Source organism: Streptomyces thermocarboxydovorans (assembly GCF_039524635.1).
In the GTDB taxonomy this organism is placed as follows: Bacteria; Actinomycetota; Actinomycetes; order Streptomycetales; family Streptomycetaceae; genus Streptomyces; species Streptomyces thermocarboxydovorans.
This window is the reverse complement of sequence record NZ_BAAAGU010000013.1, coordinates 36,420-50,749: the sequence shown is the minus strand read 5'-3', so window position 1 is coordinate 50,749 and position 14,330 is coordinate 36,420. Positions and strand designations below refer to the sequence as shown.

General features: G+C 72.6%; 13 protein-coding genes. 8 read left to right on the top strand and 5 right to left on the bottom strand.

All coding sequences use genetic code 11. The features are described 5' to 3' along the window. Positions 1–17: 17 nt before the first annotated feature. From ABD198_RS08325 to ABD198_RS08315, 3 genes are read left to right on the top strand one after another with little or no spacing between them, the layout of a single operon-like run. Positions 18–1,589 carry a 4-coumarate--CoA ligase family protein gene (locus ABD198_RS08325; RefSeq protein ID WP_343998987.1) on the top strand — a complete coding sequence of 524 codons (1,572 nt, stop codon included), beginning with the start codon at positions 18–20 and terminating at the stop codon, positions 1,587–1,589. After that, a complete protein-coding gene (locus tag ABD198_RS08320) occupies positions 1,586–2,320 on the top strand; it encodes an enoyl-CoA hydratase family protein (RefSeq protein WP_343998984.1) in 735 nt (244 codons plus the stop codon). The genes ABD198_RS08325 and ABD198_RS08320 overlap by 4 nt, the downstream gene beginning before the upstream one ends. Continuing rightward, a complete protein-coding gene (locus ABD198_RS08315; protein WP_343998981.1) occupies positions 2,308–2,925 on the top strand; it encodes a TetR/AcrR family transcriptional regulator in 618 nt (205 codons plus the stop codon). Before ABD198_RS08320 ends, ABD198_RS08315 begins: the two co-directional genes overlap by 13 nt. Positions 2,926–3,156: 231 nt before the next feature. Here the strand turns inward: ABD198_RS08315 and pdxH are convergent, their stop codons facing one another. Beyond that, positions 3,157–3,843 (bottom strand): pyridoxamine 5'-phosphate oxidase, encoded by a 687-nt coding sequence (gene pdxH, locus ABD198_RS08310; RefSeq protein WP_343998979.1) that lies wholly within the window; start codon positions 3,841–3,843, stop codon positions 3,157–3,159. 244 nt (positions 3,844–4,087) lie between these two features. Between pdxH and ABD198_RS08305 the strand changes: the two genes are divergently transcribed. The 3 genes from ABD198_RS08305 (at position 4,088) to ABD198_RS08295 (ending at position 7,497) form a co-directional block, all read left to right on the top strand. Next, positions 4,088–5,188 carry a citrate synthase 2 gene (locus tag ABD198_RS08305; RefSeq protein ID WP_343998977.1) on the top strand — a complete coding sequence of 367 codons (1,101 nt, stop codon included), beginning with the start codon at positions 4,088–4,090 and terminating at the stop codon, positions 5,186–5,188. 335 nt (positions 5,189–5,523) lie between these two features. Further along, positions 5,524–6,015 carry a RidA family protein gene (locus ABD198_RS08300; RefSeq protein ID WP_343998975.1) on the top strand — a complete coding sequence of 164 codons (492 nt, stop codon included), beginning with the start codon at positions 5,524–5,526 and terminating at the stop codon, positions 6,013–6,015. 60 nt (positions 6,016–6,075) lie between these two features. Next, positions 6,076–7,497 (top strand): PAS domain-containing protein, encoded by a 1,422-nt coding sequence (locus ABD198_RS08295; RefSeq protein WP_343998973.1) that lies wholly within the window; start codon positions 6,076–6,078, stop codon positions 7,495–7,497. A 90-nt stretch (positions 7,498–7,587) separates the two neighbouring features. Here the strand turns inward: ABD198_RS08295 and ABD198_RS08290 are convergent, their stop codons facing one another. Beyond that, on the bottom strand, positions 7,588–8,343 hold the full coding sequence (locus ABD198_RS08290; protein WP_343998971.1) for an SIS domain-containing protein: 756 nt from the start codon (positions 8,341–8,343) through the stop codon (positions 7,588–7,590). Between the two features lie 293 nt (positions 8,344–8,636). On the opposite strand from ABD198_RS08290, the gene ABD198_RS08285 reads away from it, so the two are divergent. Beyond that, positions 8,637–9,332: an iron-dependent transcriptional repressor DtxR gene (locus ABD198_RS08285; RefSeq protein WP_343998969.1), complete on the top strand. Its 696-nt coding sequence runs from the start codon at positions 8,637–8,639 to the stop codon at positions 9,330–9,332. A gap of 577 nt (positions 9,333–9,909) precedes the next feature. Beyond that, the gene (locus ABD198_RS08280; protein WP_343998967.1) at positions 9,910–10,773 is read left to right on the top strand and encodes an alpha/beta fold hydrolase; all 864 of its coding nucleotides are present in this window, start codon (positions 9,910–9,912) and stop codon (positions 10,771–10,773) included. 73 nt (positions 10,774–10,846) lie between these two features. Here the strand turns inward: ABD198_RS08280 and ABD198_RS08275 are convergent, their stop codons facing one another. The 3 genes from ABD198_RS08275 to ABD198_RS08265 all read right to left on the bottom strand — a co-directional run bounded on the left by ABD198_RS08275 (position 10,847) and on the right by ABD198_RS08265 (position 14,054). Continuing rightward, positions 10,847–12,439, bottom strand: a complete 1,593-nt coding sequence (locus tag ABD198_RS08275) for a transporter (protein WP_343998964.1) — start codon at positions 12,437–12,439, stop codon at positions 10,847–10,849. After that, the gene (locus ABD198_RS08270) at positions 12,436–13,227 is read right to left on the bottom strand and encodes an ABC transporter ATP-binding protein (protein ID WP_343998962.1); all 792 of its coding nucleotides are present in this window, start codon (positions 13,225–13,227) and stop codon (positions 12,436–12,438) included. The genes ABD198_RS08275 and ABD198_RS08270 overlap by 4 nt, the downstream gene beginning before the upstream one ends. 164 nt (positions 13,228–13,391) lie before the next feature. Continuing rightward, entirely contained in the window at positions 13,392–14,054 is a 663-nt protein-coding gene (locus ABD198_RS08265; protein ID WP_343998960.1) for a bifunctional DNA primase/polymerase, read from the bottom strand. Positions 14,055–14,330: the final 276 nt, after the last annotated feature.

Below are 14,330 nucleotides of genomic sequence, written 5' to 3'. Positions count from 1 at the left end.
GCCGCCTTGGAGGAACGATGTTCCGCAGCGAGTACGCAGACGTCCCGCCCGTCGAACTCCCCATCCACGAAGCCGTCCTGGGCCGCGCCGCCGAGTTCGGCGACGCCCCCGCCCTGATCGACGGCACCGACGGCACCACCCTCTCGTACGAGCAGGTGGACCGGTTCCACCGGCGGATCGCCGCCGCGCTCGCCGAGGCCGGAGTGCGCAAGGGCGATGTGCTCGCCCTGCACAGCCCCAACACGATCGCCTTCCCCACCGCCTTCTACGCCGCCACCCGGGCGGGCGCCTCGGTGACCACCGTGCACCCGCTCGCCACCGCCGAGGAGTTCGGCAAACAGCTCAAGGACTGCGCGGCCCGCTGGATCGTCACCGTCTCCCCGCTGCTGGACACCGCCCGCCGCGCCGCCGGCATCGCCGGCGGAGTGAAGGAGATATTCGTCTGCGACAGCGCGCCCGGACACCGCTCGCTGATCGACATGCTCGGCAGCACCGCGCCCGAGCCCGAGGTGGCCATCGACCCGGCCGAGGACGTCGCCGCCCTGCCGTACTCCTCCGGCACCACCGGCACCCCCAAAGGCGTGATGCTCACCCACCGGCAGATCGCCACCAACCTCGCCCAGCTCAACGCGGCGATCAGCGCCGGCCCCGGCGACCGCATCCTCGCCGTGCTGCCGTTCTTCCACATCTACGGGCTGACCGCCCTGATGAACGCCCCCCTGCGGCACGGCGCCACCGTGGTCGTGCTGCCCCGCTTCGAGCTGGAGACCTTCCTCGCCGCCATCCAGAACCACCGCATCACCGGCCTGTACGTGGCCCCGCCCATAGTGCTGGCCCTCGCCAAACATCCGCTGGTCACCCAGTACGACCTCAGCTCGCTGAAGTACATCATCAGCGCCGCCGCACCCCTCGACGCCCGGCTCGCCGTCGCCTGCGCCGAACGGCTCGGCCTGCCGCCCGTCGGCCAGGCCTACGGCATGACCGAACTCTCGCCCGGCACCCACGTCGTGCCCCTGGACGCCATGCGCGACGCCCCGCCCGGCACCGTCGGCAAGCTCATCGCCGGCACCGAGATGCGCATCGTCTCCCTCGACGACCCCGGCAAGGACCTCGGCCCCGGCGAGTCCGGGGAGATCCTCATCCGCGGCCCCCAGGTGATGAAGGGCTACCTCGGCCGCCCCGACGCCACCGCCGCCATGATCGACGGTGGGGGAGGCTGGCTGCACACCGGCGACGTCGGACACGTCGACGAGAACGGCTGGCTCTTCGTCGTCGACCGCGTCAAGGAACTGATCAAGTACAAGGGCTTCCAGGTCGCCCCCGCCGAACTCGAGGCCCTGCTGCTCACCCACCCCGGCATCGCCGACGCCGCCGTCATCGGCGCCTACGACGACGACGGCAACGAGGTCCCGCACGCCCACGTCGTCCGCCAGCCCTCCGCACCCGAACTCTCCGAGGGCGAGGTGATGATGTACGTCGCCGAACGCGTCGCCCCCTACAAGCGCGTCCGGCGCGTCACCTTCATCGACGCCGTGCCCCGCGCCGCCAGCGGCAAGATCCTCCGCCGCGAACTGAGGGAACGCACATGACCCTGATCGCCCGCACGCGGACGCGGGGAGTCGAGACCCTCACCCTCGACTCCCCGCACAACCGCAACGCCCTCTCCGCCGCCCTGGTCGGCGACCTCGCCGCCGCGCTCACCGACGCCGGCAAGGACACCGGCGTCCGCGCGGTGCTGCTCACCCACACCGGCAACACCTTCAGCGCCGGCGCCGACCTGCGCGACCCGCCCGACCCGGACGCCCTGGTCGGCCTGCTGCGGCAGATCGTCGAACTGCCCAGACCGGTCATCGCCCGGGTCACCGGCCACGTCCGCGCCGGCGGCCTCGGCCTGCTCGCCGCCTGCGACATCGCCGCCGCCTCGGCGCAGGCGACCTTCGCCTTCACCGAGGTCCGCATCGGCGTCGCCCCCGCCGTCATCTCCCTCACCCTGCTGCCCCGCACCGACCCCCGCGCCCTCGCCCGCTACTACCTCACCGGCGAGCGGTTCGACGCCGCCGAGGCCGCCCGCATCGGCCTGGTCACGGCCGCGGGCGACGACGCGGACGCCGTGCTCGAACCCGTCCTGGACGGGGTGCGCCGAGCCTCACCCCAGGCCCTGGCCGAGACGAAACGGCTGCTCACAGCTAGGGTGCTGGAGACATTCGAACGGGACGCGGCCGACCTCACCGCGCTCTCGGCCCGCCTCTTCGCCTCCGCCGAGGCGCGCGAGGGGATGACGGCCTTCCTCGAACGACGGGATGCGGAATGGGTGGTGTGAGCACGGCAGACCGTGCCGAACGAGTCCCCAAGCAGGACCGCAGCCGGGCCACCCGGCAGCGGCTCCTGGAGGCCGCCGTGGCCTGCCTGGCCGAACACGGCTGGGCGGGCTCCACGGTCTCCGTCGTCGCCGAACGCGCCGGCGTCTCCCGGGGCGCCGCCCAGCACCACTTCCCGACCCGTGAGGACCTCTTCACCGCGGCCGTCGAGTACGTCGCCGAGGAACGCTCCACCGCCCTGCGCGCCCTCTTCCCCGAGGGCGCCGGGGCCGCCGACCGCCACGCGGTGGTCGCCGCCCTCGTCGACCTCTACACCGGCCCCCTGTTCCGTGCCGCTCTGCACCTGTGGGTCGCCGCCACCAACGAGGAGCAGCTGCGCGCCCGCGTCACCGAGCTGGAGACCCGCGTCGGCCGCGAGAGCCACCGCATCGCCGTGGACCTCCTCGGCGCCGACGAGACCCGCCCCGGCGTCCGCGAGACCGTCCAGGGCCTGCTCGACATGGCCCGCGGCCTCGGCCTCGCCAACCTCCTCACCGACGACTCCGCCCGCCGTGAACGCGTGGTCGAGCAGTGGGCCCGCCTCCTGGACGACGTCCTCGACGACTAGGGCCTGTCGTTTGGATCAGCCCGCGGACGCGGGGTCTTGCACGCACATCTGCGGCGTTGTCGTCGGTTGCCGATGCGCCGCATCGGCGCCCTCCTCCGCCTTGCAGCTGCACGCACCAGACCCCGCTCACCGGTGCTGACAAGGCGCCGGCGATTCCCGCAGGCTGATCCAAACGAAAGGCCATAGGCATCCAGGTCCGGGCCGGGGGCTCAGGGAGCCGGCCGCTCACGCTCAGGGAGCCAGCCGCTCCACCCGCCAGCCGCCGCCCGGCTCCGCCACGTACCGCAGCCGGTCGTGCAGCCGGTTCTCCCGGCCCTGCCAGAACTCCACCGTCTCCGGCCTGACCCGGAAACCGCCCCAGTGCGGCGGCACCGGCACCTGCTCGCCCTCCGGATAGCGGGACGCCAGCTCGGCATAGGCGGCGTCCAGCTCGTCGCGGGAGGCCACCACCCGCGACTGGGCGCTCGCCCACGCACCCAGCTGGGAGCCGTGCGGGCGGGTGCGGAAGTACGCGGCCGTCTCGTCCCGGCCGGTCCGCCGCGCCACACCGTTCACGATCACCTGCCGGGCCACCCCGTGCCAGGGGAACAGCAGCGAGACATACGGGTTCTCCGCCAGGTCACGGCCCTTGCGGGAGTCGTAGTTCGTGTAGAACACGAACCCCTCGTCGTCGAAGTGCTTCAGCAGCACCGTCCGCGAGCTGGGCCGGCCCCGGGCGTCCGCCGTCGACACGATCATCGCGTTCGGCTCGAACAGCCCGCCCTCCGTCGCGGCCTGCTTGAACCAGCGCGCGAACTGCTCGACGGGCGTGGCGGCCAGGTCCGCCTCCAGAAGACCCTCGCTCCGGTACTGCTTGCGCATCGCGGCGAGATCGAAGGGTGCGGCATCTCGATCGGTCACGCCGTCATCCTGCCGCATCCACGCAAACCGGTGGGTGCCGCGGTGGCCTTCGTCACTGAGTGGCACTGAGTGCCGCGAACTCTCCCCAAGCGTGGCACTCGGGGATATCGTGCTGCCACTGATCCGGTTGGGTGACCAGCAACCGGGCATCACAGGGGTACGTCCGAACCGTGCGTCACCTCGACGAGTCCGCGGATCCACCGGACGCACAACCGCCTGCCGCAGCGCATCGCATTCTGTCCACATCACGAGGAGCCGCCTGATGTCCGACTTCGTACCCGGGCTCGAGGGAGTCATCGCGTTCGAGACGGAGATCGCCGAACCGGACAAGGAGGGCGGCGCGCTCCGCTACCGCGGCGTCGACATCGAGGACCTCGTCGGCCACGTGTCCTTCGGCAACGTATGGGGCTTGCTCGTCGACGGTGCCTTCAACCCCGGCCTGCCGCCGGCCGAGCCCTTCCCCATCCCCGTCCACTCCGGCGACATCCGCGTCGACGTGCAGTCCGCCCTCGCCATGCTCGCCCCCGTCTGGGGCCTCAAACCGCTCCTCGACATCGACGAGAAGCAGGCCCGCGACGACCTCGCCCGCGCCGCCGTCATGGCCCTGTCCTACGTCGCCCAGTCCGCCCGCGGCCAGGGCCTGCCCATGGTGCCGCAGCGCGAGATAGACAAGGCCCAGTCCGTCGTCGAGCGCTTCATGATCCGCTGGCGCGGCGAGCCCGACCCCAAGCACGTCGCCGCCGTCGACGCCTACTGGACCTCCGCCGCCGAGCACGGCATGAACGCCTCCACCTTCACCGCCCGCGTCATCGCCTCCACCGGCGCCGACGTGGCGGCCGCCCTGTCCGGAGCCGTCGGCGCCATGTCCGGCCCGCTGCACGGCGGCGCCCCCTCCCGCGTGCTCGGCATGATCGAGGAGATCGAGCGCACCGGCGACGCCGAGGGCTACGTCAAGAAGGCCCTCGACAGGGGCGAGCGCATCATGGGCTTCGGCCACCGCGTCTACCGCGCCGAGGACCCCCGCGCCCGCGTGCTGCGCCGCACCGCCCGCGAACTGGGCGCCCCCCGCTACGAGGTCGCCGAGGCGCTGGAGAAGGCCGCCCTGGCCGAGCTGCAGGCCCGCCGCCCCGACCGGGTGCTGGCCACCAACGTGGAGTTCTGGGCGGCGATCGTCCTCGACTTCGCCGAGGTCCCGGCCCACATGTTCACGTCCATGTTCACCTGCGCCCGCACGGCCGGCTGGTCCGCCCACATCCTGGAGCAGAAGCGCACCGGCCGCCTGGTCCGCCCCTCCGCCCGCTACGTGGGCCCGGGTCCGCGCGACCCCCGCGAGATCGAGGGCTACGCCGAGATCGCCCACTGACCGGCCCCCAGAACGCAGACGACCCGCGAGCCAGGGTCCTCCGCAGCGGGAGGAGCCGGCCGGACGTACCGGCGACTCGCGGGTCGGGTGACTGCTTGGGATTGGGCCGGCTGCCCGCTTCGTTCACGAGCTGGTCCGGCACCGCACTGAGTGTGGTGGCGGACCGCTAGCCCGCAGCCACCTCACGCGTCCGGTAGTCATACATCTGCCGAACCACCTCCCTTCCGTGTACCTGGAACCCTAAGAAGCGCCGCGCCCGCGCAGCAACCGCTTTTTGCGATCCCTTTTTCGAGATTTCTCCCAGACAGCCGGTGGAGATCACCTAGCGTGCCGCCATGGGTGATGCACGGGCCGAGCAGACGGAGCAGGCAGGGCAGGTGTCGGAGCGGTGGGCCGTGTTGAGCGGGTCCGTGTTCGAGGAGCGGATCGGGTATGCGCGGGCCGTGGTGGACGGGGACCGGGTGTATGTGTCCGGGACGACCGGGTTCGACTACGCGACGATGACGATCTCCGAGGACGTGGTCGAGCAGGCCGGGCAGTGCCTGCGGAACATCGGGGCGGCGCTCGAGGAGGCGGGGTGCGGCTTCGCCGATGTGGTGCGGGTGCGGTATCTGCTGCCCCGGCGGGAGGACTTCGAGCCGTGCTGGCCGGTGCTCAGGCGGTACTTCGGCGAGGTGCGGCCGGCCGCGACGATGATGGTGTGCGAGCTGGCCGATCCCCGGATGCGGATCGAGATCGAGGTGGACGCGCGGCGGGGAAGCGGCCGTGTACAACGATTGACCCAAGCTTCCGGGAATTCGATGTGCGCTGGATCACGTTCAAGTTGAATGATGGCGAGTGAGCGAACCGTCGCGCCGTAGTGCGAACGCAGCCTGCAGGGGGTCCAGGTGAGTGCTTCCCGGCGTACTGGAACCAAGGACGAGCTGGGGCCCGACGAGCCCGAGCGGGAGAGCAGGGACGGCTCGGACGGGTCCGATCTGCTTGCCGCTCTGCTGGACGGCATGGATGCCGCCCTGTGCGCCTTCGACGCGGACGGGGTGGTGACCCACTGGAACCGCGAGGCGGAGCGGATTCTGGGGTGGAGTGCCGAGGAGGCGGTGGGACGGCAGGGGTTCGCGGGGTGGGCGGTGCGGCCCGCGGACGCCGAGGAGGTCCAGGCGCGGCTGATGTCGGCGATGGACGCGCCCGGCCGTCAGGTGCACGAGTTCGCGCTGCTGACCAAGGACGGCCGCCGGGTGCTGGTGCGCACCCAGTCGGCGGCGGTGCGCGGTCCGGACGGCAAGCCGGCCGGGGTGTACTGCGCGTTCAGCGAGGTGCATGCGCAGATCGATCTGGAGCGGTCGATCGCGCTGAGCGAGGCGCTGCTGGAGGACGCCTCCTGGGGTGTCGTGCTGGTGGACGCCGATCTGCGTCCGGCGGTGGTGAACGCGGCGGCGGCCAAGGCGCTGGGCACGGGGCGTACGTCGGTGCTGGGCCGGCCGCTGGGGGAGCTGCTGGCGCAGGGTGTGGAGGAGCTGGAGAGCGCGCTGACGCATGTGCTGGCGGAGGGCGCGCCGCCGGCGCCCGCCGAGATCTGGGTGAGCGTGCGCACGCCGGAGGGCGAGCGGCGGCGCTGCTGGCGCAGCGGCTTCCTGCGGTTGTCCTCGCCGCTGGCGGAGGAGCCGGTTCCGCTGGGGGTGGGCTGGCTGTTCCAGGACGTGACCGAGTCCAAGCAGGCGGAGCAGGAGGCCTCGCTGCTGAGGTTCCGCACCCAGCAGCTGCACCGGGCGGCGCGGGCGGCGGCAGAGTGCGAGGACCCGGCGGAGGCGGCGACGGTCCATCTGGACTTCGCGCTGGCCGGGTTCGCCGATCATGCGCTGATCGACCGGGTCGTGGAGCGTGCGGCGCGGGACGGCGAGGAGGAGGGTCCGGTCCGGCTGGTGCGGATCGCGGCCACGCCCTCGGGGGCGCCGGGGCCGAGCAGTCTCGCGGGCGGTGCGGGGCTGCCGGTGCGCTACGAGCGGGGGCACCCGGCGCTGCAGTGCGTGGAGCGGGCCGGTTCGGTGCGGGCGAACGCCGGGAAGGTGGGCCCGGAGGAGCGGCGGGCGTGGGCGGAGTCGCGCCAGTGGCCGCCGGACACGGTGCACGCCCTGTGCACGGCGTTGCGCAGCCGCGGGCGCACCCTGGGTGCCGTGACGTTTCTGCGGGGCGCCGGGCGTACGCCCTTCGAGCGCTCCGACACCCTGTACGCGGAGGACGTGGCGGTGCGGATCGCCTCGGCGCTGGATCTGGCGGGGCTGGCGGGGCTGCTGGGGAAGGAGGACCGGTAGTCCCGGTCCCGGCTCGGTGCGTGTAGGACCTGGTGGTCCCGGCTCGGTTCCGGTGGAGCCCGGTGGTCCCGGCTCAGTGCCCGTAGAAGATCAGTGCCGGTAGAAGATGCGGTCCCCGTACTGCTCGAAGATGCGGGTGTTCCACTCGTGGCCGCCGTCCACGTTGCCGGAGCGCAGCAGCGGGGGCTCGATGCCGCGTTCGGCGAGGGTGGCGGCGGCGGTGGCCACGACGGCCTGGAGGAGGGCCGAGGTCACGACCGTGGACGCGGGGGCGAAGGGCGCGGGGACGTTGTCGAGGGTGAGCTCCGCGTCGCCGACCGCGATCTTGGAGTCGAGCACGACGTCGCAGTGGTCCTTCAGGAAGGTCCCCGAGGAGTGCCGTGGGGTGGTCTCCGACGCGTAGGCGACCGAGGTCACGCCGATCACCCGGACGCCCAGGGCGCGGGCGCGCATGGCCATCTCCACGGGCAGCGCGTTGCGTCCGGACAGGGAGATGATCACCAGCGCGTCGCCCGCGCGCAGCGGTGAGGAGCCGAGCACGGCGGTGGCGAGGCCGTCGACGCGCTCCAGGGCGGAGCCGAGCGTCGCGGGCGTGACGTCGACGCCGACGGCGCCGGGCACGGCGAGCAGGTTCATCAGGGCGAGGCCGCCCGCGCGGTAGACGACGTCCTGCGCGGCGAGCGAGGAGTGGCCGGCGCCGAAGGCGAAGAGACGTCCGCCGTCCGCGACCGTGTCGGCGAGCAGCGTGCCGGCGGCCGCGATGGAGCCGGCCTCCTCGTCGCGGACCCGGTGCAGCAGGTCGATCGCGGCGTCGAGGAACCGGTCGGCCGGCGTGCGGTCGCTCATGCGGCATCCCTTCGGGTGGCTGTGTTGCGGATCACGGTGCGGTCTGGACCACTGCCGTGTCAATACGGTGGTGCCGTGCTCGGCCACGACGGCGCGGGCGTGCTCGGCGGCGGACGCGGGCTTGGCCAGAACCTGACGCATCGGTCGTGCAAAGCCGTCCGAAGCACCCCGTTTCCACGGTGCCGCACGCTTGTCAGTGACATGCGTCAGAATTGAGTCCTGGGCCAGCACACGTGCCGGTGAGCCGTCCAGCCTCCGGCAGAGCCAAACGCAGATCACATCAAGGGGCACGTATGTCCGGACTGATCGACACCACGGAGATGTATCTCCGCACCATCCTCGAGCTGGAGGAGGAAGGTGTGGTCCCCATGCGCGCCCGGATCGCCGAACGGCTCGATCAGAGCGGTCCGACCGTCAGCCAGACGGTGGCGCGGATGGAGCGGGACGGTCTGGTCTCCGTGGCGAGCGACCGCCATCTGGAGCTGACCGACGAGGGCCGCCGCCTCGCCACCCGGGTGATGCGCAAGCACCGCCTGGCCGAGTGTCTGCTGGTCGATGTGATCGGCCTGGAGTGGGAGCAGGTGCACGCGGAGGCCTGCCGCTGGGAGCACGTGATGAGCGAGGCGGTCGAGCGCCGCGTGCTGGAGCTGCTGCGGCACCCGACGGAGTCCCCGTACGGCAACCCGATCCCGGGCCTGGAGGAGCTGGGCGAGACGGACGGCGCCGACCCGTTCCTGGACGAGGGCATGGTGTCGCTGGCCGATCTCGACCCCGGCAGCGAGGGCAAGACGGTCGTGGTGCGCCGGATCGGCGAGCCGATCCAGACGGACGCGCAGCTGATGTACACGCTGCGCCGTGCGGGGGTGCAGCCGGGCTCGGTGGTGAGCGTGACCGAGTCGGCGGGCGGCGGTGTGCTGGTCGGCAGCGGCGGCGAGGCGGCCGAGCTGCAGCCGGACGTCGCCTCCCATGTGTTCGTCGCCAAGCCCTGAGACCGCCTGGGCTCGCCGGTATCGCCTGGGCCCGTCGCCGGGCCCTGACACCGCCCTGACATCGCGCGCGTACCGTCCACGCAGGGATCTGGACCGGCCCCGCACGGATCCGTACCGGCCACCGATGTGATCGCGTCGTTTCGAAGATCCAGTGCGGAGAATCGCAGCGCACGCCCGGATCGCGTGCGAGGCTGTCGCGTGAGGCATGACCCGGGGGTTCGCGGTCGGGTGCGGCGTCGGTCCTGACAGCGATGTCACCCGGCCGGGGAGGGGCGGGAGGATGGGCCGTGATCATGTGAGGAGCCCCGGCGCCGCAGGGCGCCGGGGCCTGTCCTCCCCTGTACTGACCCGGAGCCCCGAGCTCTCAGGGTCATTCCCCTCGGACCGGTTTCCCCGAGCGGTCCGCCTCCCGCTGAAGATCTCCCCTGGGGCGCGGCGATCAATCCTGGCGGGGTGTCACTCGATTGAGGGGTGTTGCCCGCCGGAACACCGCTTTCGAAAGCGTATTCGATAATCTGGCGCGGTGCGGCAGACAGGTTCGGCACGGCAGACAGCGAGCTTGGGGGGTGCCAGGAGAATGGCGCGACGCATCGGCGTGACCGGGGCGGACGGCGTGCAGCTCGCCGCCTGGGAGTTCGGCGACCCGCCCAAGACGGGCACCGAGGCCAAGGCCGCCCCCGGCGTGCTCTTACTGCACGGACTGATGGGGCGCGCCTCGCACTGGGCGTCCACCGCCCGCTGGCTCTCCGAGCGGTACCGCGCGGTCGCCCTCGACCAGCGCGGCCACGGCCGCAGCGACAAGCCCCCGCACGCCTCCTACAGCCGTGAGGCCTACGTCGACGACGCCGAGGCCGCCCTGGAGCAGCTGGATCTCGCCCCCGCCGTCCTCATCGGCCACGCCATGGGCGCCCTGACCGCCTGGCAGCTGGCCGCCAAGCGCCCCGACCTGGTCCGCGGCGTGGTCATCTGCGACATGCGGGCCTCCGCGCTCGGCGCAGCCTCGCAGCGCGTGTGGGAGGAGTGGTTCCGGGCGTGGCCGGTTCCGTTCGCCACGCTCGCCGACGTCCGCAAGTGGTTCGGCGAGGACGACCCCTGGGTGGAGCGGCCCAACCCGGCCCGCGGCGAGTTCTACGCCGAGGTGATGGCCGAGTCCCCGGACGGCTGGCGCCCGGTCTTCGACCAGGAGGTGATGCTCCGCTCCCGCGAGACCTGGGTGTACGACGCGCACTGGGAGGAGCTGGCCCAGGTCCGGTGCCCCGCCCTGGTGGTGCGGGGCCTCGACGGGGAGCTGGGCCGCGCGGAGGCCCAGGAGATGGTCCGCGTCCTGCCGCTCGGGCAGTACGCGGAGGTCGCCGACGCCGGCCATCTGGTCCACTACGACCAGCCCGAGGGATGGCGCGCGGCGATCGAACCGTTCCTGGACTCCCTGCGCGAGGGCTGATCCGGCGGGGCGTACCGGACGCCCGGCGGGCGCGTCCCGGGCGCGCGTAAAGACGTCTGCGGGCGCGCCCTGCTCAGCCCTTGCTGACCGCCGTGAGGATCTCCGGCAGCCGCCGTGCCGTCTGCGGTGCGGCGAGCCGCAGCCCGAGCAGGGTCAGCAGCGCCCCGTAGGCCGTGCCGACCGGCAGCAGCAGCCACAGCAGGTCGTCGCCGTCGGCGCTGATGTTCCACCAGATGGTCAGGGCGATGACCGGGGCGCACAGCACCGCCGCCGCGATCATGCCGCCGAAGATGGAGATCCAGGCCAGCCCCACCTGCCCCGGCGCGACGTTCTTGTGGCCCTCCTGCGGGATGGAGTACGGGAAACGCGCCGAGGTCCAGGCGCCGGTCGCGAGCATCGCGCCCAGCAGGGCGAACGACAGCCCCAGCGCCTCCGGCAGCCGCCGCCAGTCGCCCAGCATCGCCGTGGTCAGCACGGTGACCAGCGTGGCGTACGGCAGCGTGATCAGCAGCAGGGCCAGGGCGCGGGCGCGCAGCTCGGCGTAGGCGTCACGGGTGGTGGAGATGGTCATGGCGACCATCCAGAACGCCGAGGTGTCCTGTCCGAACTGGTTGTACATCTGGATGCCGAGCATGCCCGCCGCGAAGCAGGCGAAGTACACCGAGCCGGTGCCCTGCCAGGCGTTGAACACCGGCACGATCAGCCCGATGGCCAGCGAGGTCACCCAGGCCGCCTTGGTCTTCGGGTCACGCCACACATAGCGCAGGCTGCGCTCCACCACCGTGCCGGTGCGGCCGGCGGGCAGCAGCCGGGCCAGTCCGCTCGCGGAGCGTTCCCGCACGGCCTTATCCCCGGTCTGCAGGGTGGAGCCGTCCGGAGCCGTCATCAGCCGGGTCAGCGACCGCGACCACAGCGCCAGCAGCACCACCAGGGCCGCCGCGCTCAGCGCCAGCTGCGCCAGTGCCGTCCCGTAGGCGCCCTCGCCCACCGAGTGCACGGCGCCGAGCGCGGAGGCGGGCGGGATCCACTGCAGCACCCCGGCCACCGGGTCGAGCTCCCCGAGCCCGGCGGAGCCGAGCCGCTGCGCGCCGAAGTTGACCACCTGGGCGCCGATGGCGATCACCAGGCCGCTGAGCACGGCGAGGTCCCGCCCCTTGCGGCTGGTCAGCAGCCGTACGTTGGCGGCGGCGACCGCACGCGCCAGCGCCACGCACACCAGCAGCGCCAGCGGGACGGCGAGCACCCCGACGGCGAAGGCGGCCCCGCCGCGGGCGACCGCGATCACCGAACCGGTGAACATGCACAGCGTGAACAGCGGCCCGATGCCCACCAGCGAGGCCACCAGCAGAGCCCGCACCAGCGGGCGGGGCCGCAGCGGCAGCATCACCAGGCGGGTCGGGTCCAGGGTCTCGTCACCGCCCGGGAAGAACAGCGGCATCACCGCCCAGCCAAGACCCAGCACCGCGACGAGCAGCACCACCAGCGACTCGGCGTGCCCGACCCCGCGCAGCGCGATCAGCCCGAGCAGCTGCAGCGCGGCGAACAGCAGCACCACGACGGCGGAGGCGATGTAGGCGGCCCGGCGGCCACCGGACTGGCGCAGCCCGTTGCGCAGCAGCGACAGCTTCAGCCGGACGACGACGGGGGTGATCGCGGGCGCGCTCACCGGGAACCGCCGCCCAGCCAGTCGAGGTCAAAGGAGGCGTCCCGTCCGTCGGCGCCGATGAGTTCCAGGAACGCCCGCTGCAGGGAGGGCGCGTCACCGCGCACCTCGGCGAGCGGGCCGTGCGCCCGGATCCGCCCGGCGGCCATCACCGCCACCCAGTCGCACAGCGACTCCACCAGCTCCATCACATGCGAGGAGAACACCACCGTGGCGCCGGAGGCGGTGTAGCGCTCCAGCACGCCCCGGATGGTCTGCGCGGACACCGGGTCGACGCCCTCGAACGGCTCGTCCAGGAAGAGGACTTCGGGATTGTGCAGCAGCGCGGCGGCCAGCCCGATCTTCTTGCGCATGCCGGTGGAGTAGTCGACGACCAGCTTGTGCTGGGCGCCGGCCAGGTCGAGGACGTCGAGCAGCTGGGTGGCCCGCTTGTCGACCTCGGCGCCGGGCAGCCCGCGCAACCGGCCGCTGTAGGCGAGGAGTTCACGCCCCGACAGCCGCTCGAACAGCCGCAGCCCCTCGGGCAGCACCCCGATCCGGGCCTTCACCGCCACCGGTTCCCGCCACACGTCGTGCCCGGCGATCTCCACGGTCCCCTGATCCGGCCGCAGCAGCCCGGTCACCATGGACAGGGTCGTCGTCTTGCCGGCCCCGTTCGGTCCGACGAGCCCGATGAACTTCCCCGCCGGCAGGTCGAGATCGATCCCCCCGACGGCCACCTGCTCGCCGAACCGCTTCCACAGCCCCCGTACGCGGACCGCTGCCCCGTCCGCCCCAGTTCCCTCCGTCATGGCAGCAGCCTACGGGCACCGGTGCGCCCCCGAGCAGGCGCCGCCGGACCGGCCGGTGGCCTCGGCGCACCCGCAGCCGGACGGCCTGACCAGGCGGAACGGCAAGCCGACCAGGCCCCGTCCTTCACAGGGCCCGTCTTTCAGATCTGGCCGCGGGTCAAGCCCTAGCGGTCGCGCCCGCAGGCGTAGGCCAGTGCCGGGATCAGCTCCTCCGCGTCCGGCAGCCAGCGGTTGGCGGGCGTCGGACGGCAGGCCCACTGCACGGCACCCCGGGACCCCACCCGCGTGGGCGGCGCGGCCACGTACATCCCCTCGCCGAGCACGGCCAGATCCAGCGAGGCGAGCGACCAGCCGAGACCGCGCACCAGCTCCGGGACCTTCACCGCCGCCCCCGGCAGCACGAAGAACTCCATCCGCCGTGACGGCGTCAGCGTCACCGGACCCAGCGTCAGTTCCATCCGCTCGAGCCGCGCGAGGGCGAGGAACCCCGCCGTCTCCGGGACGGAGATCGCGTCGAAGGTGCGGCCCGTCGGCAGCAGGATCGAGGCGGTCGGCTGCTTCTGCCACATCCGGCGGGCGACGGTGGCGCTGCCCGTCGCCTGCGTCGCCCAGTCCGGCCGGGACGGGTGCGCGCCGGGCGCGGGGCAGGCCGCGTCGCCGCACGAGCAGCGCTGCACCCCGTCGGCGGCCTCCAGCCAGGTGCCCGGGAACACGTCCCAGTGACGCTCCTCGGCATAGCGGACTGCGGTGTCCAGCAGCGATTGCCCGCGCTGCTTCGGGATCTGTGCGGCTTCGGTGCCCGGGATCGTCTCTTCCACGATGAACACAACTTCACCCGCCACCAGTGGTTACGCCCGCGCGCGTGCGCGGGGCCGGAGCACCGGCCCCGCGTCCGGGGCGCATGGGTGCACGGGTGGGGGCGCGCGGGAGGAACGGCGCCCGCGGGTGGGTAGCCAGGAGGGGGGCCGGCGGACGACCTCGTATGCCGTCACTCCGGCAATTCTCACAAGTCCCGCATTTTCGGTACATCCGCGGGGCATTGATCTTCACGGCCGGAACTTCTCGCCGGGACGCGAAAAGTACGGCCACGGACAAGCACGTCA